The sequence below is a fragment of the Enterobacter sp. FW301-JW81 genome (assembly GCF_058788735.1).
On sequence record NZ_JBYTBA010000007.1, the window covers coordinates 174625 to 192404 of the forward strand.

Annotated in this window: 13 protein-coding genes; 3 read left to right on the top strand and 10 right to left on the bottom strand. The window is 57.3% G+C overall.

Going from position 1 to position 17780, the window contains the following annotated elements; genetic code table 11:
- Positions 1 to 42: 42 nt before the first annotated feature.
- Positions 43 to 2274, bottom strand: coding sequence for a GTP diphosphokinase (gene relA / locus AC3WOK_RS20540; protein WP_047348011.1), 2232 nt, complete (start codon positions 2272 to 2274; stop codon positions 43 to 45).
- A 51-nt stretch (positions 2275 to 2325) separates the two neighbouring features.
- Positions 2326 to 3624 (bottom strand): 23S rRNA (uracil(1939)-C(5))-methyltransferase RlmD, encoded by a 1299-nt coding sequence (gene rlmD / locus AC3WOK_RS20545; RefSeq protein WP_063956898.1) that lies wholly within the window; start codon positions 3622 to 3624, stop codon positions 2326 to 2328.
- 57 nt (positions 3625 to 3681) lie between these two features.
- Here rlmD and barA point away from each other — a divergent pair, with 57 nt between their 5' ends.
- Positions 3682 to 6441 (top strand): two-component sensor histidine kinase BarA, encoded by a 2760-nt coding sequence (gene barA, locus AC3WOK_RS20550; protein WP_134348883.1) that lies wholly within the window; start codon positions 3682 to 3684, stop codon positions 6439 to 6441.
- A 465-nt stretch (positions 6442 to 6906) separates the two neighbouring features.
- Here the strand turns inward: barA and AC3WOK_RS20555 are convergent, their stop codons facing one another.
- From AC3WOK_RS20555 to syd, 8 genes are all read right to left on the bottom strand, one after another.
- Complete coding sequence (locus tag AC3WOK_RS20555; protein ID WP_063429849.1) at positions 6907 to 8046, bottom strand: glycerate kinase; 1140 nt, start codon at positions 8044 to 8046, stop codon at positions 6907 to 6909.
- Positions 8047 to 8123: 77 nt separating this feature from the next.
- Positions 8124 to 9461, bottom strand: a complete 1338-nt coding sequence (gene gudD / locus AC3WOK_RS20560) for a glucarate dehydratase (RefSeq protein ID WP_492355045.1) — start codon at positions 9459 to 9461, stop codon at positions 8124 to 8126.
- Positions 9462 to 9476: 15 nt separating this feature from the next.
- On the bottom strand, positions 9477 to 10817 hold the full coding sequence (locus AC3WOK_RS20565; protein ID WP_492355052.1) for an enolase C-terminal domain-like protein: 1341 nt from the start codon (positions 10815 to 10817) through the stop codon (positions 9477 to 9479).
- Positions 10817 to 12172 carry a galactarate/glucarate/glycerate transporter GudP gene (gene gudP, locus AC3WOK_RS20570; protein ID WP_059311729.1) on the bottom strand — a complete coding sequence of 452 codons (1356 nt, stop codon included), beginning with the start codon at positions 12170 to 12172 and terminating at the stop codon, positions 10817 to 10819. The genes AC3WOK_RS20565 and gudP overlap by 1 nt, the downstream gene beginning before the upstream one ends.
- A gap of 335 nt (positions 12173 to 12507) precedes the next feature.
- Entirely contained in the window at positions 12508 to 12957 is a 450-nt protein-coding gene (locus AC3WOK_RS20575; protein ID WP_023294459.1) for a flavodoxin, read from the bottom strand.
- 24 nt (positions 12958 to 12981) lie between these two features.
- A complete protein-coding gene (truC, locus tag AC3WOK_RS20580; protein WP_492355046.1) occupies positions 12982 to 13758 on the bottom strand; it encodes a tRNA pseudouridine(65) synthase TruC in 777 nt (258 codons plus the stop codon).
- Positions 13755 to 14084: a YqcC family protein gene (locus AC3WOK_RS20585; RefSeq protein ID WP_059311758.1), complete on the bottom strand. Its 330-nt coding sequence runs from the start codon at positions 14082 to 14084 to the stop codon at positions 13755 to 13757. The genes truC and AC3WOK_RS20585 overlap by 4 nt, the downstream gene beginning before the upstream one ends.
- Before the next feature lie 630 nt (positions 14085 to 14714).
- Positions 14715 to 15260: a SecY-interacting protein gene (gene syd / locus AC3WOK_RS20590; RefSeq protein WP_492355047.1), complete on the bottom strand. Its 546-nt coding sequence runs from the start codon at positions 15258 to 15260 to the stop codon at positions 14715 to 14717.
- Positions 15261 to 15329: 69 nt separating this feature from the next.
- On the opposite strand from syd, the gene queF reads away from it, so the two are divergent.
- Positions 15330 to 16172 (top strand): NADPH-dependent 7-cyano-7-deazaguanine reductase QueF, encoded by an 843-nt coding sequence (gene queF, locus AC3WOK_RS20595; RefSeq protein WP_447856145.1) that lies wholly within the window; start codon positions 15330 to 15332, stop codon positions 16170 to 16172.
- A gap of 116 nt (positions 16173 to 16288) precedes the next feature.
- A complete protein-coding gene (gene ppnN, locus AC3WOK_RS20600) occupies positions 16289 to 17653 on the top strand; it encodes a nucleotide 5'-monophosphate nucleosidase PpnN (RefSeq protein WP_047348003.1) in 1365 nt (454 codons plus the stop codon).
- The last annotated feature ends 127 nt before the right edge of the window (positions 17654 to 17780 follow it).

Consider the following 17780-nt stretch of genomic DNA (forward strand, 5'->3'; position numbering starts at 1 on the left):
GGTGGCGGCAAAGCCTTACCCGGCCTACATAAGAAAGTGCAGTTAACCGCCGTGCAGACGACGCGCGTCAATCACATCCGGCACCTGGTTCAGTTTGCCAAGCACGCGGCCCAGCACCTGCAGGTTATAGATTTCGATGGTCATATCGATGGTGGCAAGCTGCTCGCGGGTATCGCTGCGGCTGGCGACGCCCAGCACGTTGACCTTCTCGTTGGCGAGAATGGTGGTGATATCGCGCAACAGACCGCTGCGGTCGTTCGCGGTGACGCGAACCACCAGCGAGTAACCGGCGGAATAGCTTTCGCCCCAGACCGCTTCTACGATGCGCTCCGGCGCATGAGACTGAAGCTCGGCAAGCTGGTCGCAGTCGGAGCGGTGAATCGAGATCCCGCGCCCCTGAGTGATAAAGCCGACGATGTCGTCCCCCGGAATCGGCTGGCAGCAGCGAGCAATGTGGTGCATCAGATTGCCCACGCCCTCGACGACCACGCGACCGTTGTCTTTGCTGCGCTGCTGCGGCGCGTAGGTTTTCTGTTGCAGCTGCTTCAGCGCCGCCGCATCCTGCTCTGCGGCACTTGGCTTATTGAACTGCGCCTGCAGGAAGTTCACCATCTGATTCAGACGGATATCACCGCCGCCAATAGCCGCTAACAGCTCGTCAAGCTCGTTAAAGTTGTAGCGCGGCAGCAGGAATTTCTCCGCCTCTTTCAGGCTTATCCCGATATGCTCCAGCTCGTCGTCCAGGATCTGGCGACCGGCAAGGATATTCTTGTCACGATCCTGTTTACGGAACCAGGCGTGAATTTTCGAGCGCCCTCGGCTGGTGGTGACATAACCCAGGTTCGGGTTAAGCCAGTCCCTGCTCGGGTTGGGCTGCTTCTGGGTGATGATTTCAATCTGGTCACCCATCTGCAGCTGATAGGTGAACGGTACGATACGCCCGCCAATTTTCGCCCCAATGCAGCGGTGCCCCACATCGCTGTGGATGTGGTAGGCAAAATCGAGCGGCGTGGAGCCTGCCGGCAGGTCGACCACGTCCCCTTTCGGGGTAAAGACATACACCCGGTCGTCAAAGACCTGGCTGCGCACTTCGTCGAGCATCTCGCCGGAGTCGGCCATCTCTTCCTGCCACGCAATCAGCTTACGCAGCCAGGCAATGCGGTCTTCATGGCCTGAACGCGCCCCGCCGGAGGTGCCTTCTTTGTATTTCCAGTGTGCGGCGACGCCCAGCTCAGCGTCCTCGTGCATCTGCCTGGTACGGATCTGAATCTCGACCGTTTTGCCGCCAGGGCCAAGCACAACGGTATGGATAGACTGATAGCCATTAGGTTTCGGGTTGGCGACATAGTCATCGAACTCATCCGGCAGATGGCGGAAGTGAGTGTGAACTATCCCCAGCGCGGCGTAGCAATCCTGCAGACGCTCCGCCACGATGCGCACGGCGCGCACGTCAAACAGCTCGTCAAAGGCGAGGTGTTTTTTCTGCATTTTGCGCCAGATGCTGTAGATGTGCTTTGGTCGACCGTAGACTTCGGCACGCACGTTCTCTTCTTTCATCGCCTGGCGCAAACCGCCGACAAATTCATCGATATAGTGTTCGCGGTCGATACGACGCTCGTGCAGGAGTTTAGCAATGCGCTTGTATTCCGCCGGGTGCAGATAGCGGAAGCAGTAATCTTCCAGCTCCCACTTCAGCTGACCAATCCCTAAGCGGTTCGCCAGCGGTGCATAAATGTTCGTACACTCTTTGGCAGCCAGCACGCGCTCGTCTTCCGGCGCATCCTTCACTTCACGCAGGTGGGCGATACGCTCGGCAAGCTTGATGACCACGCAGCGGAAATCATCCACCATGGCCAGCAGCATCCGACGAACGTTATCGACCTGTTCTGAGGAGACGGAATCGGTATGCGCGGCTTTAAGCTGACGAATGGCCGCCATATCGCGCACGCCGTGGATAAGCGCAACGACGGATTTCCCAACGCTGTCGCCAAGCACGTCTTCGCTGACCACGTCCGCATCCGCGAGGGGGAAGAGAAGCGCGGCCTGCAGCGTTTCGATGTCCATGTTCAGCATGGATAAGATTTCAACCATCTCCACGCCGCGCCACAGGAGAAGATCGGCGTCGGAATGCCCCTGCGTGGTGCGCAGACAATAGGCCCAGGTTTCGGTTAAGCGTTCACACGACTGCTGGCTGGAAATTCCCAGACTTGCGATCCATTTTTGTGGGTCAAATTCCCCAGCTTTATTCAGATGTGCACTTCTTACCGCAACCATTGTCCTCTCCTTTAGGGACCAGGGCCTGTCGAAGTCGACAAGCCAAACTCATTAAATGTGCTCGAACAACACCATCGATTCCAGATGCCCAGTGTGCGGGAACATGTCCAGCATTGCCAGACGCTGAATCTGGTAACCCGCGCTAAGTAATGCCTCGCTATCGCGGGCAAGCGTTGCCGGGTTACAGGAAACATAGACCACACGCTTCGGCGCGAGTTTAATTATATGCTGCATTACACCCGGGGCACCTGCACGCGCCGGGTCGAGAAGAATTTTATCAAAGCCCTGCTTTGCCCACGGCTGTTGAGTCACATCTTCCTCAAGATTTTGATGAAAGAATGTCACATTTTGCAAGCCGTTCTGTTGTGCGTTCTCCTGCCCTTTCGCCACCAGCGCGTCAACGCCTTCCACGCCGACGACGCTGGCTGCCACTCGCGCCAGCGGCAGCGTGAAGTTGCCCATTCCGCAGAACAGGTCGAGCACCCGATCGCTTTTCTGAACGTCCAGCCACGCCAGCGCTTTCTCAACCATCTGCTGATTAACGCCGTCATTTACCTGAATGAAATCCCGCGGGCTGAACGTTAAGCGTAGCCCGTTTGACGCATACCAGGGCGCATCGCCGGTAACCTGCTCAAGTATCTCGCTTTGTGGTGCCAGGAAAAGCGCCAGGTCGTGGGAATGCGAAAAGCGTTCCAGTTTTTCGCGATCTTTTTTCGACAGCGGCGCGGTATGGCGCAGGACCATCAGCGGGCCATTGTTTGCCATAACCAGTTCCACGTGCCCAAGGTGGCGAACGCCGTCCAGTTCAGAAAGGCAGGTGCGCACGTCCGGAAGCAACGCCTCAAGATGGGGCACCAAAATGGGGCACTGCTTCACATTAACGATGTCGCTGGAGCCGGCCTTGCGGAATCCCATCTCCAGCCGCGCCGTTTTGGGCTGATAGCTCAGGCTCAGGCGCGCGCGACGGCGATAGCCCCAGGGCTCGTCGGCGAGGATCTCATTAACGTCATGTTTAAGCAGGCGCGCCAGGGCGCTGCTTTTGCTTTTTTGCTGTAATTCTGTGCTCGCATGCTGTTGCTGGCAGCCTCCGCAAACGCCAAAATGCGCACAGCGGGGCTTGACGCGCTCCGGGCTGTCGTTGAGGCGACGCTTAACCTGCCCGCGCGCGAACTGGCGTTTATCTTCCGTCAGCGTAATTTCTGCTCGTTCTGTTGGCAGCAAACCTGTTATAAACAGAGCCTTACCGTTGTGACGCGCCACCCCCTGACCGAAAGGATCGAGGTCCGTGGCTTCAACGGTTATGATTTCACGCGTCGTCACGCGTCGCTTTGCAGAGTAGAATTGCGCCATCGCCGAGATTTTTCTCAAATAAACATAATTATCTTAATTGTCCCATAACGGAACGCCATGACCAACTACAGCCTGCGCGCGCGCATGATGATTTTGATCCTCGCCCCCACCGTTCTCATCGGTTTGCTGCTGAGTATCTTCTTTGTGGTGCACCGCTATAACGATTTGCAGCGGCAGCTGGAAGATGCGGGAGCCAGCATTATCGAACCGCTTGCCGTCTCCAGCGAGTACGGCATGAACCTGCAAAATCGCGAATCCATTGGTCAGTTAATCAGCGTACTCCACCGCCGTCATTCGGATATCGTCCGCGCCATCTCGGTGTACGATGAACATAACCGCCTGTTTGTGACCTCGAATTTTCATCTCGATCCGGCTGCCCTGAAGATCCCGGACGGAACGCCTTTCCCGCGCCACCTCACCGTGCTGCGGCGCGGCGATATCATGATTCTGCGCACGCCGATCGTTTCGGAAAGCTATTCACCCGATGAGTCCGCGCAATCGGACGCCAAATCCAGCGATAACATGCTGGGATATGTGGCGCTGGAGCTGGATCTCAAGTCGGTCCGACTGCAGCAGTACAAAGAAATCTTTATCTCTGGCGTAATGATGCTGTTCTGCATTGGTATTGCGCTCATCTTTGGCTGGCGCCTGATGCGCGACGTGACGGGGCCTATCCGCAACATGGTCAACACGGTTGACCGCATCCGCCGGGGACAGCTCGACAGCCGCGTGGAAGGATTTATGCTGGGCGAGCTGGATATGCTGAAAAACGGCATCAACTCGATGGCCATGTCGCTGGCGGCGTACCACGAAGAGATGCAGCATAACGTCGACCAGGCCACGTCCGACCTGCGCGAAACGCTCGAGCAGATGGAGATTCAGAACGTTGAGCTGGATCTGGCGAAAAAGCGCGCTCAGGAAGCGGCGCGTATTAAATCTGAATTCCTTGCCAATATGTCGCACGAGCTGCGTACGCCGCTCAACGGCGTGATCGGCTTTACCCGCCTGACCCTGAAAAGCGAGCTGAACCCTACTCAGCGGGATCATCTGCACACCATTGAGCGCTCGGCCAACAACCTGCTGGCGATCATTAACGACGTGCTGGACTTCTCCAAGCTGGAAGCGGGCAAGCTTATCCTGGAAAGCATTCCGTTCCCGCTGCGCAGCACGCTCGATGAAGTGGTGACGCTGCTCGCGCACTCGTCGCACGACAAAGGCCTTGAGCTGACGCTCAACATTAAAAACGACGTGCCGGATAACGTCATTGGCGATCCGCTGCGCCTGCAGCAGGTCATTACCAACCTTGTCGGGAATGCCATTAAATTCACCGAAAGCGGTAACATCGACATTCTGGTAGAGAAACGCTCCATCAGCAGCAATAAGGTCCAGATTGAAGTTCAGATCCGCGATACCGGTATCGGTATTCCGGAGCGGGATCAGTCGCGGCTGTTCCAGGCGTTCCGTCAGGCGGACGCCAGCATCTCCCGCCGTCATGGCGGTACCGGCCTGGGGCTGGTGATCACGCAACGCCTGGTGAACGAGATGGGCGGCGATATCTCTTTCCACAGCCAGCCGAACCGCGGCTCAACCTTCTGGTTCCATATTAATCTGGATCTCAATCCGAACGTGCTGACCGATGGCCCGGTGACGGACTGCCTGAAAGGCAAGCGTCTTGCTTACGTTGAACCGAACGCGGCGGCAGCGCAGTGCGCGCTCGATATCTTAAGCACCACGCCGCTGGAGGTGGTCTACAGCCCCACCTTCTCAGCCCTTGCGGTTGAACATTACGACATTCTGCTGATGGGGATCCCGGTCACCTTCACCGGCGAACTGACCATGCAGCAGGAGCGGCTGGCGAAAGCCGCGTCGATGACCGACTATCTGCTGCTGGCGTTGCCTTGCCACGCCCAGCTCAATGCAGAAGAGTTGAAAAATGACGGGGCCGCCGCGTGTCTGCTTAAACCGCTCACTTCAACCCGCCTGCTGCCCGCGCTCACGGAGTACTGCCGTCTTAGCCAGCATGCCCTCCCGCTGATTAACGACGAGCAAAAATTACCGATGAGCGTAATGGCGGTGGATGATAATCCGGCAAACCTGAAGCTCATTGGCGCATTGCTTGAGGACCAGGTTCAGCACGTTGAGCTGTGCACCAGCGGCGCGCAGGCGGTCGAGCAGGCTAAGCAGATGCAGCTCGATTTAATCCTGATGGATATTCAGATGCCGGGCATGGATGGCATTCGGGCCTGCGAGCTGATCCACCAGCTACCGCACCAGCAGCAAACTCCGGTTATTGCGGTCACCGCGCATGCGATGGCCGGCCAGAAAGAGAAGCTGCTGAGCGCCGGGATGAATGACTATCTGGCGAAGCCAATCGATGAAGAGAAGCTTCATAACCTGCTGTTACGCTATAAGCCGGGTCATATTGGCGGGACGTACACGGTGTCCAGTGAGCCGGTTGAAATCAGCGTCAATCAGAACGCGACCTTTGACTGGCAGCTCGCGCTGCGCCAGGCGGCAGGTAAACCCGATTTGGCCCGCGAAATGCTGCAAATGCTGGTCGCGTTTCTGCCGGAAATTCGCAACAAGGTTGAAGAGCAGCTGGTGGGTGAAAACCCGGAAGAACTGCTGGAAGCGATCCACAAGCTGCACGGTAGCTGCGGATACAGCGGCGTACCACGGCTGAAAAACCTCTGCCAGCTGCTGGAGCAGCAGCTGCGTGCAGGTACCCCGGAATCGGAGCTTGAACCGGAGTTTCTGGAGCTGCTGGATGAGATGGATAACGTGACGCGGGAAGCGATGAAGGTGTTAGGGAACTGAGGTAAAAGCCCGGTGGCGCTACGCTTACCGGGCCTACAATTGCAGGTGCGGCCTGATGCCCTCACCCCGCCCCTCTCCCACAGGGGTCCGGAATCACCAGTAATTTTTAACCGGAAGCGGTGAATGTTGCTTCAGGAAAATGAATGGTTTACAGCGATGCCCTGGTCCGGCTGTAAATCGCCGAGGCGTTTCCGTAAGGCCGGGGCGAGGCGCAGGGATGCGCCGAGAGGGCGTGGCCTGCAGGGATGCCCGACCCGATAGCCTGAAGGAATAAGCTGAGGGAACCGCGAAGCGGCGATTTACCGCCGGGAGCCCGGGTTGCCAGGGTGGTGGCGAGTGAGCCACCCTGGCACGTTCACAGGTCATGCCGTTACAGAGTAGCAAGAAACATGAAGTGAACGGAATGACCACCAGAGCCGTATGTTCCCCCTCACCCCAGCCTTCTCCCTCAAGGGAGAGGGAGAACTACATCCCCTGCCCGACTTTCAGCACCGCCGCGATATTCCTTGCGGCCATTCTGACGTTCTCGCTGGCATTTTCCAGCGCATCTTCCAGCGAGCAGATGGTGTAGATCACGCTGAACACCGCATCAATACCGTGATCGTGCACCACGCCAACGTCCGCCGTCAGGCTACCTGCAATCCCGATGACGGGTTTGTTAAAGCGTTTCGCCACTTTCGCCACGCCCACAGGGACTTTACCGTGGATCGTCTGGCTATCGATGCGGCCTTCTCCCGTGATCACCAGATCCGCATCGGCCACCTGGTCGGCCAGGTGTAGCGCATCGGTCACGATCTCAATGCCCTGGCGCAGCTGCGCGCCGCAAAAGGCGTACAGCGCTGCCCCCATGCCACCCGCCGCACCGCCGCCCGCAAGGTTTAGCACATCGATATCCAGATCCCGGGCAATGACTCTCGCATACTGTGCGAGCGCGTTGTCCAGGGTAACGATCATCTCAGGCGTGGCCCCCTTTTGCGGGCCAAATACGGCTGACGCGCCATCCTTTCCGGTGAGCGGGTTCGTCACATCACAGGCGACTTCTATCCGGCACTCCGCCAGACGTTTGTCCAGCCCGCTCAGGTCGATACGGACAAGTTTTCCCAGCTCGCCCCCGCCCTGTCCTAGGGGCTGCCCGCTGTCGTCCAGCAGCTTTGCTCCCAGCGCCTGCACCATCCCTGCGCCACCGTCATTGGTCGCACTGCCGCCAATGCCAATAATGATATGCTTAACGCCTGCGTCCAGCGCGTGGCGAATAAGTTCGCCCGTGCCCCAGGAGGTCGTTTTCAGGGGGTTACGCTGCGAAGGGACGACCAGCTCCAGGCCGCTTGCAGCCGCCATTTCAATAAAAGCACTCTGCTCGTCACCGGATAAGCCATAAAACCCTTCCACGCGCTCACCCAGCGGGCCGGTCACCGGAACATGCACAATGCGTCCCTGCGTTGCCGCGATCATCGCCTCAACCGTCCCTTCGCCACCGTCCGCGACCGGCAGTTTGACGTAAACCGCCTCGGGAAAGATCTCGCGAAAACCACGCTCTATCGCTGTCGCAACCTCAAGCGCACTCAAACTTTCCTTATACGAGTCCGGTGCGATAACAATTTTCATAAGCCATCCTTACGCATAGTCGTTACGTTAAGCATACACCACGTAAAAGACCGCTCATGGGAGCGGTCCCAATGCGTTTATCGTACCATGCACGGGCGTTTATTGTCGAATGTCCAGTCCGGGATCAGATACTGCATCGCCATCGCGTCGTCGCGTGCGCCCAGGCCGTGTTTTTGATACAGCTCGTGGGCCTTCATGACCTGGTCCATATCCAGCTCAACCCCCAGCCCCGGCGTTGAAGGCACCTGCACCATGCCCCCTTTTATCTCAAACGGCGCTTTGGTCAGGCGCTGGTTACCTTCCTGCCAGATCCAGTGCGTGTCGATAGCGGTAATCTTGCCCGGCGCGGCGGCGGCAACGTGAGTGAACATCGCCAGCGACACGTCGAAGTGGTTGTTGGAGTGCGAGCCCCAGGTCAGGCCAAACTCGTGGCACATCTGCGCTACGCGCACCGACCCCTGCATCGTCCAGAAGTGCGGGTCAGCCAGCGGAATGTCAACAGACTGTAATGACAGGGTGTGTCCCATCTGACGCCAGTCGGTGGCAATCATATTGGTCGCGGTCGGCAGCCCCGTGGCGCGACGGAATTCCGCCATCACTTCCCGGCCAGAGAAGCCTTGCTCAGCCCCGCACGGATCCTCCGCGTAGGCCAGCACGCCTTTCAGCTGCTTGCCGATCGCGATCGCTTCATTAAGGGACCAGGCCCCGTTCGGATCGAGCGTTACGCGCGCCTGCGGGAAACGTTTTGCCAGCGCGGTGATGGCTTCCGCCTCTTCCTCACCGGCCAGCACGCCGCCCTTCAGTTTGAAATCATTGAAGCCATATTTTTCGTACGCGGCCTCAGCCAGACGTACCACCGCATCCGGGGTCATCGCCTCGTCGTGGCGGAGCCGGTACCAGTCGCATTGGTCGTCCGGCTGGCTTTGATACGGCAACGGCGTCAGCTTGCGGTCGCCGACAAAGAACAGATAGCCCAGCATTTCGACCTCGCTGCGCTGCTGCCCTTCGCCCAGCAGCGACGCAACGTTAACGCCCAGATGCTGGCCCAGCAGATCCAGCATGGCGGATTCAATACCGGTCACCACGTGGATTGTGGTGCGCAGATCGAAGGTCTGCAGGCCACGGCCACCGGCATCGCGATCGGCAAAGGTGTTGCGCACGGTATTGAGAACATTTTTGTACTCACCCAGCGTTTTGCCCACCACCAGCGGAATGGCATCTTCCAGCGTTTTACGGATCTTCTCCCCGCCCGGAATTTCACCCACGCCGGTATGGCCGGCATTGTCTTTAATAATCACAATATTGCGGGTAAAGAATGGCGCATGCGCGCCGCTCAGGTTCATCAACATGCTGTCATGGCCCGCAACCGGAACGATCTGCATGGCGGTGACTACAGGGGTAGAAAAAGTACTCATCGTTCAATCCTTTTATCAGTGACGTCCAAAAACAGGGCGCTTACGGTCAAATGTCCAGCCGGGAATAAGGTACTGCATCGGACCCGCGTCGTTACGCGAGCCGCCCGGCAATTTTTTATACGCCTCATGGGCTTTATGGATCTGATCCCAGTCAAGCTCCACGCCCAGGCCCGGTGCATCCGGTACGGCAATCTTGCCATTTTTGATTTCCAGCGGATTTTTCGTCAGGCGGGCTTCCCCCTCCTGCCAAATCCAGTGGGTGTCGATGGCGGTCGGGTTACCCGGCGCTGCCGCGCCAACGTGGGTAAACATCGCCAGCGAAATATCGAAATGATTATTCGAGTGACAGCCCCAGGTCAGGCCCCACTCATCGCACAGCTGCGCTACACGCACCGCGCCTGAGAGCGTCCAGAAGTGTGGGTCCGCCAGCGGAATGTCGACGGCGTTGAGCATCACCGCATGGCCCATTTCGCGCCAGTTGGTGGCGATCATATTGGTCGCCACCGGCAGCCCGGTGGCACGACGGAACTCGGCCATCACTTCGCGGCCCGAAAAGCCCTGCTCCGCGCCGCAGGGGTCTTCCGCATAGGTCAGGACATCCCCCAGCCCTTTGCACAGGCTAATCGCTTCATCCAGCAGCCATGCGCCGTTCGGGTCAACGGTGATGCGCGCATCCGGGAAGCGCTTCTTCAGCGCCCGGGCCGTTTCAATCTCCTGCTCGCCGGGCAGCACGCCGCCCTTCAGCTTGAAATCCTTAAAGCCGTAGCGATCCTGCGCGGCTTCCGCCAGACGCACCACCGCCTCGCCGGTCAGCGCCTCCTGATGGCGCAGGTGATACCACTCATGGTTGCCCGGCGAACGGTCCAGATAAGGCAGATCGGTTTTATTACGGTCGCCTACGTAGAACAGGTATCCCAGCACCGTCACCGCATCGCGCTGTTTCCCGGGCCCCAGCAGCTCGCAGACCGGGACATTCAGCGCCTGGCCCAGTAAATCGAGCAGGGCCGCCTCCAGCGCGGCAACCGCGTTGACGCGCAGTTCGAACGTCCAGGCACCTTTACCTAACGTATCAAAATCTGCCGACTGATTGCCCTTATGCACCCGCTGAACCACCTTGTTCAGACGGGCAATCTCCTGGCCCACCACCTGCGGAATGGCGTCGACCAGCGTCTGGTAAATCACCTCTCCGCCCGGCGCTTCGCCCACGCCGGTATTCCCTGCGCTGTCTGTCAGCACGACGATATTACGGGTAAACCAGGCGTTATGGGCGCCGCCAATGTTGAGCAGCATGCTGTCCTGTCCGGCCACCGGAATGACCTTCATCTCGGTGACGATAGGGCTTGATTGCGTTGTCATCATCCACGCTCCCCTACAGGTTTAAGTTCGACGCGTTTAATATCTCCCACCAGCACCAGGTAGCTCAGTACCGCCACCAGCGCATGCACACCCACGTAAATCAGCGCGCCGTTGAAAGAGCCGGTGGTACCGACGATGTAACCGATAGCGATTGGCGTCACAATGCCGGAGATGTTGCCGAACATGTTGAACAGGCCGCCGCTCAGGCCGCTGATCTCCTTCGGCGCCGTATCCGCCATCACCGCCCAGCCCAGCGCACCAATGCCTTTACCGAAGAAGGCCATCGCCATAAAGCCGATAATCATCCACTCCGCGCTGACGTAGTTACAGAACACCATAGTCATGGAGAGCAGCATGCCGAGCACAATCGGCGTTTTACGCGCGATGTTCAGTGACCCCGTGCGGCGCATCAGCCAGTCGGAAATCACCCCGCCGAGCACGCCACCGACGAAGCCGCAGATTGCCGGAACCGAGGCAACAAATCCCGCTTTCAGAATCGACATGCCGCGAGCCTGCACGAGGTACACTGGGAACCAGGTGATGAAAAAGTAGGTTAAAGCGTTAATACAGTACTGGCCCAGATAGATGCCGATCATCATGCGCGAGCCGACGAGCTGTTTGATCTGCGCCCATTTCTGGCTAAACGGGACTTTTGCTTTTGCGGATTTCTGATCCATGTTGATCAGCGCTCCACCTTCCGCGATGTACTCCAGCTCTTTTTTGTTCACGCCAGGATGCTGATTGGGTTCGTGGATCACTTTCAGCCAGACGAAGCTGATGACGATCCCAAGCCCGCCCATGAAGAAGAAGACGTGTGACCAGCCCACCTCATGCGTCAGCCAGCCCATGATTGGCGCAAAGATCACCGTTGCGAAGTACTGTGCGGAGTTGAAAATCGCTACCGCCGTTCCCCTCTCCTGCGCCGGGAACCATGCCGCCACAATGCGGCTGTTGCCCGGGAAGGAAGGTGCTTCCGCTAAGCCCACCAGGAAGCGCAGCGTGAAGAGCGCCACGATAATGCCGAAGCCGCTGAAGATATCGACGAAGCCCTGCAACAGGGTAAACATCGACCAGATAAAGATGGACCAGAAATAGACGCGCTTAGAGCCAAAGCGGTCCAGCAGCCAGCCGCCAGGAATTTGCCCGATGACATAGGCCCATGAGAATGCGGAGAAAACGTAACCCATGCCCACGGGATCAAGGCCGATATCTTTTGCCATTTCCGAACCAGCAATCGACAGCGTGGCGCGGTCACCATAGTTAAAGGACGTGACGATAAACAGCATCACCACTATCCAGTAGCGGGCATTGGTGCGCTTTTCAGCGCCGCTCGCTGCGTGGCTTAATGTACTCATTGTTGCACTCCTGAAACATAGCTTTCGCCAGGTTCACTCTGTACAGCACCGTAGGGTAATCAGAATGAGATTTGTGTTTGTCGTTTTGGTACGGCCTGAAGCCGTTTTATAGTGACCGGGAAAGTATATGAAGGAGTGCCTCTTCACCTCACCGTGCAGAAACACAGTATTTAAGGGTGTATGAGAGGTTGTTTATGGCATAAGCCCAGGATAGTGGAAGGTGGTTCACGGAATTGGCGTTTGGTGCGGGGTGTATTGCCGGGTGGCGGCTCCGCCTGACCCGGCCTCTGGAAAACCCGTAGGCCCGGGCAAGCGAAGCGCCGCCGGGCAGAGCGTTATTTGAGAAGTGAGGCCCAGTTCTCCACCCACGGGTTCGATTCGCTTTCGGGTTCAGGGTGTTCACCCGCGTCAATCAGCAGCATCTCGCCGACGCGCTGGGCGCTCTGCTCCTGCAGAAGCGCATCGAACTGCTTTCCGCCGCCGCAGAAGTTGGCGTAAGAGCTGTCGCCCAGGGCAATGATGCCGTAGTGCACGTCCGGCTGATAGCCAAGCTGGTCCTTAATACCCTGGAACAGGGGCACGATGCTGTCCGGCAGATCGCCCTGCCCGGTGGTGGAGGTCACCACCAGAATGTATTTATCTTTATACTTTTCCCAGTCCGCCAGTTCCGGGTCTTCGTAGACCGTGGCTTTATGACCCTGGCTGGCGAGTATTGCCTCAGCCTCTTCCGCTACCAGCAGCGAGTTGCCGTACATTGTGCCGACAAAAATGCCTACTTCAGCCATGTAATTTTCCCATAATGAATGCGCTTACCGTTCATCCTGAACGTTGCCCGATACAAACTCAACCCTTTCATTTTTGGGGAGTTGCCCCAGCCAGCCAAACTGTGACAGCGCCTGCATCCAGACGTCGTCCAGCCCCGCGCGGATAGTCAGCGGTTCGCCGGTAAACGGGTGCGTCAGGCTGAGCTCGCTCGCGTGTAACATCAGACGGCCGCAGCCGAAATGCTCGGCCGCGCTGCGGTTCTGACGTAAATCCCCATGTTTGCTGTCGCCTATAATTGGGTGACGCAGATGCGCAAGATGGCGTCGCAGCTGGTGCTTACGCCCGGTTTTGGGCAAAAGCTCAACCAGGCTGTAGCGTGTGGTCGGAAATTTGCTGGTGGCCACCGGCATTTCGGTCGTCGCCATGCCGCGATAATCCGTCACTGCGGGCTGCGGACCTTTGTCATCGCGGGCAAATTTATCGGCGATTTTGTCCAGCTCCTCTACCAGCGGGTAGTCCAGCGTGGCGGAGTCGGTCAGCCAGCCGCGGACGATTGCGTGGTAGCGTTTCTGGATCTGGTGCTGTTCGAACTGCTGCGACAGCAGACGGCCGGCTTCGCTGGACAGCCCCATAAGCAGCACGCCGGAGGTCGGCCTGTCGAGACGATGGGCGGTAAAAACATGCTGACCAATCTGGTCGCGTACCGTTTGCATCACCACCACTTTCTCGTCGCGATCGAGCCAGCTTCGGTGCACCAGCCAGCCTGACGGTTTGTTCACCGCCACCAGCCACTCGTCCTGATAGAGGATCTCAAGCGTCATGCATCTTCACCGGCAAACAGGGAGTCCAGTTTTTCCAGTTCGGCCAGCATCACGTCGCGCGCGGGGTGCGTCGCCTCCAGCGCCATTTCATAATAGGGAGAGACAGCAAATGCCTGCGGCAGCGGGTGACCGCCCTCAAGCAGGGCGTGCATACGCGGAATTAACACCCACTGCAGCCACTCAAACGGGGCCAGCGTATCCAGGCAGAAGGGCTGGGTGCTTGCGAACGCATCTGGCTGCGGCGCGGTCTCCTGCCACAGCTGATGTTGGCGCAAAAGGGCTTCGATGGCGTGCAACTGAGCACGAACGCTATCGTGTTGCGTCATGGTAACCTCAACTGAAAAAGTGAACGGCGCGCAGCATAGCATTGCGGAAGGCAGAAATAAAAAAAGGGAGCACTGTAAAAACAGTGCTCCCGGTTCGTTTCGCAGCATTCCAGCTACAATTCGTGCTCCCTGCTCATCCGTGACAACTTTTCCTGAAGCCCGAAGGCCTGGTCATCCGTAAACCTGTGCATCCTGCACACATCATCCTGACGTGTTTGTTTCATCCTGAAACGTCCTGGTCTTCCTGACCTACCGACCATCCTGACCGGTTCTCATTCTCCTTCCTGGAGGTGTCCCTTACGCATCCTGCGTTATCCACTTGCTTCATCCTGAAGCCTTCCTGCAGCGCCATCCTGACGAGTCCTGAGTAAGAAACGCCATCATCCTGATGTTCGTTTCTCGTGTCGGCTTCCTGTCGACGGAGATAGAATCCGCTATTCCGCTTCGTCTTACAACCCACCCTGTCAGGGTTGTAAACCGTCAGATATTCCTAAAAGTGCGGTTAACAACAAGTAATCCATTGAAAAACAGCGTGATATTAATCTTAATTAAATGAGGCGATACTGAATGTTCCAGCGATCTCTCACAAACCGTGTAAGAGATCTCTCACACGCGCTGTAGCATCATGGATTACAGAAGTGGCTCAAGTCGGGTAAGGAAATCCGCAAGTGAGGGGGCGAGGGTCTCGCGATTGCGGGTGCCGATAGTCTCTTTAATGACTTCGCCGGACAGGTTACAGACGGAGATAACGTCCAGTTCGCTGTCGAGCGTGGCGATAAAGAGCGTCGGAGAAAGCTTAAGGCGTTTTTGCGTGACCAGATGACCAATCAGGTTTTCCTGAACACGCTGCAGATCGTCTTCGCTCCAGGTCTGCAACAGCGTCAGCGTGATATCATCAAATCGCGCGGGCATATCCCCTGCAAACTGCGTGGCGTAAAACGCATGAATCGCTGGTTGTACCACAAGGTCCATCGCCCGTTCAACCGCATTTACATTTTGCGCACCAGCATTGGGCTTTGGTTGCCAGATAACGTAATCGTCGGATGAAGAGATAATGCACGGCGAGGGTACGCCATATAAATCAGCGCTTTGCGGCCACGTGCCCTGCTTTTCATGCCATGCGTCGCAATAACGGGTTGTGAAGGTAGTAAGGGCATTTGCCGTTTCGATGTCCACCGATTTCTCTCTTCTTGTCAGACAGGATAAACTCAGGGCATAAGTGTACCTGTAAAGTGGCTATGAAACATGTCTTACGAAAATCATCAGGCGTTAACCGGCTTAACGCTGGGTAAATCGACCGACTACCGCGATACCTACGATGCAAGCCTGCTGCAGGGCGTGCCGCGCAGCCTGAATCGCGATCCTCTGGGCCTGCATGCGGACGCGCTGCCGTTTATCGGCGGTGATATCTGGACGCTGTACGAACTCTCGTGGCTCAACGCGCGCGGGCTGCCGCAGGTGGCGGTGGGCCACGTTGAGCTGGATTACGCCAGCCAGAATCTTGTGGAATCCAAAAGCTTCAAGCTCTATCTCAACAGCTTTAACCAGACTACGTTCAACAGCTGGGACGACGTTCAGCACACGCTGGAGCGCGACTTAAGCGCCTGCGCGCAGGGCAAGGTGAGCGTTTCACTGTATCGCCTGCACGAGCTGGAGGGCCAGCCAATTGCCCACTTCAACGGAACCTGCATCGACGATCAGGATATCGAGGTGAAGAACTATGAATTCAGCGCCGATTACCTCGAAAACGCGGCAAGCGGAAAGGTGGTCGAAGAGACGCTGGTCAGCCATCTGCTGAAGTCCAACTGCCTGATTACCCACCAGCCGGACTGGGGTTCAGTGCAGATCCAGTACCGCGGCCCGAAAATCGACCGGGAAAAGCTGCTGCGCTATCTGGTGTCGTTCCGCCATCACAACGAATTCCACGAGCAGTGCGTGGAGCGCATCTTTAGCGATATTCAGCGTTTCTGTCAGCCAGAAAAGCTGAGCGTTTACGCGCGCTATACCCGACGCGGCGGTCTGGATATCAACCCGTGGCGGACCAATACCGAATTTGTACCTGCGACAGGTCGGCTGGTACGCCAGTAATATAAATATTTTCACAATATGCGCGGTATCTTCCGCGCTTTAGGTTGTGAAACGTCACGCGGCAGGGCTATTGTAATCAACAGGGAAAGACGATAATCGTCCCGTAAGGAGCTCACTTGATTACACATATTAGCCCGCTTGGCTCAATGGATATGTTGTCGCAGCTGGAAGTGGACATGCTTAAACGCACGGCCAGCAGCGATCTTTATCAACTGTTTCGTAACTGTTCACTTGCCGTACTGAACTCCGGAAGCCTGACAGATAACAGTAAAGAACTGCTGTCCCGCTTCGAAAGCTTTGATATCAACGTGCTGCGCCGCGAGCGTGGCGTGAAGCTTGAAGTCATCAACCCGCCGGAAGACGCCTTCGTCGACGGGCGCATAATTCGTTCACTTCAGGCTAACCTGTTTGCCGTGCTGCGTGACATCCTGTTTGTTAACGGGCAGATCCACAACGCAGGACGTTTCCAGCATCTCGACCTGGAAAGCTCGGTCCATATTACCAACCTGGTGTTCTCTATTTTGCGCAACGCCCGCGCCCTGCACGTCGGCGAAGCCCCGAACATGGTCGTTTGCTGGGGCGGTCACTCCATTAACGAAACCGAGTATCTCTATGCCCGTCGGGTGGGGACGCAGCTCGGCCTGCGCGAGCTGAATATCTGTACCGGCTGTGGCCCGGGTGCGATGGAAGCCCCCATGAAAGGTGCGGCTGTCGGGCACGCGCAGCAGCGTTATAAAGAGGGGCGGTTTATCGGCATGACCGAGCCATCAATCATCGCCGCTGAGCCACCTAACCCGCTGGTAAACGAGCTGATCATCATGCCGGATATCGAGAAACGTCTTGAGGCGTTTGTCCGTATCGCCCACGGCATTATCATCTTCCCGGGCGGCGTAGGGACAGCGGAAGAGCTGCTCTATCTGCTGGGGATTCTGATGAACCCGGCCAACAAAGATCAGGTTCTGCCGTTGATCCTGACCGGGCCAAAAGAGAGCGCAGACTACTTCCGCGTGCTGGACGAGTTTATCGTGCACACGCTGGGCGAAGCCGCGCGTCGTCACTATCGCATCATCATTGATGATGCCGCGGAAGTGGCGCGTCAGATGAAAAAAGCGATGCCGCTGGTGAAAGAGAACCGCCGTGATACTGGCGATGCCTACAGCTTTAACTGGTCCATCCGTATTGCGCCGGACCTGCAGATCCCGTTTGAGCCTTCGCACGAGAATATGGCGAACCTGAAACTCTACCCGGACCAGCCGGTGGAAGTCCTGGCGGCCGATCTGCGTCGCGCCTTCTCCGGGATTGTGGCGGGCAACGTCAAAGAAGTCGGCATCCGCGCAATTGAGCAGTACGGTCCGTACAAGATCCACGGCGACCCGGAGATGATGCGCCGTATGGATGACATGCTGCAGGGCTTCGTCGCTCAGCACCGCATGAAGCTCCCGGGCTCAGCCTATATTCCTTGCTACGAAATCTGCACATAGCGCTTAGCAGCGTCTCATCAAAGCCGGGCCGCCCTGTCGCGCGTCCCGGCTTTTTTTATTACTGAAGCAATTCATAGGCATTACTTATGTCTTTACAATTTTTTCACAAAAGCAAACGATTACCTGG

What these genes read in the sequence shown, in the direction of transcription:
- relA (WP_047348011.1), bottom strand. Translation starts at nt 2,274, where the DNA reads ATGGTTGCGGTAAGAAGTGCACATCTGAATAAAGCTGGGGAATTTGAC.
- rlmD (WP_063956898.1), bottom strand. Translation starts at nt 3,624, where the DNA reads ATGGCGCAATTCTACTCTGCAAAGCGACGCGTGACGACGCGTGAAATC.
- barA (WP_134348883.1), top strand. Translation starts at nt 3,682, where the DNA reads ATGACCAACTACAGCCTGCGCGCGCGCATGATGATTTTGATCCTCGCC.
- AC3WOK_RS20555 (WP_063429849.1), bottom strand. Translation starts at nt 8,046, where the DNA reads ATGAAAATTGTTATCGCACCGGACTCGTATAAGGAAAGTTTGAGTGCG.
- gudD (WP_492355045.1), bottom strand. Translation starts at nt 9,461, where the DNA reads ATGAGTACTTTTTCTACCCCTGTAGTCACCGCCATGCAGATCGTTCCG.
- AC3WOK_RS20565 (WP_492355052.1), bottom strand. Translation starts at nt 10,817, where the DNA reads ATGACAACGCAATCAAGCCCTATCGTCACCGAGATGAAGGTCATTCCG.
- gudP (WP_059311729.1), bottom strand. Translation starts at nt 12,172, where the DNA reads ATGAGTACATTAAGCCACGCAGCGAGCGGCGCTGAAAAGCGCACCAAT.
- AC3WOK_RS20575 (WP_023294459.1), bottom strand. Translation starts at nt 12,957, where the DNA reads ATGGCTGAAGTAGGCATTTTTGTCGGCACAATGTACGGCAACTCGCTG.
- truC (WP_492355046.1), bottom strand. Translation starts at nt 13,758, where the DNA reads ATGACGCTTGAGATCCTCTATCAGGACGAGTGGCTGGTGGCGGTGAAC.
- AC3WOK_RS20585 (WP_059311758.1), bottom strand. Translation starts at nt 14,084, where the DNA reads ATGACGCAACACGATAGCGTTCGTGCTCAGTTGCACGCCATCGAAGCC.
- queF (WP_447856145.1), top strand. Translation starts at nt 15,330, where the DNA reads ATGTCTTACGAAAATCATCAGGCGTTAACCGGCTTAACGCTGGGTAAA.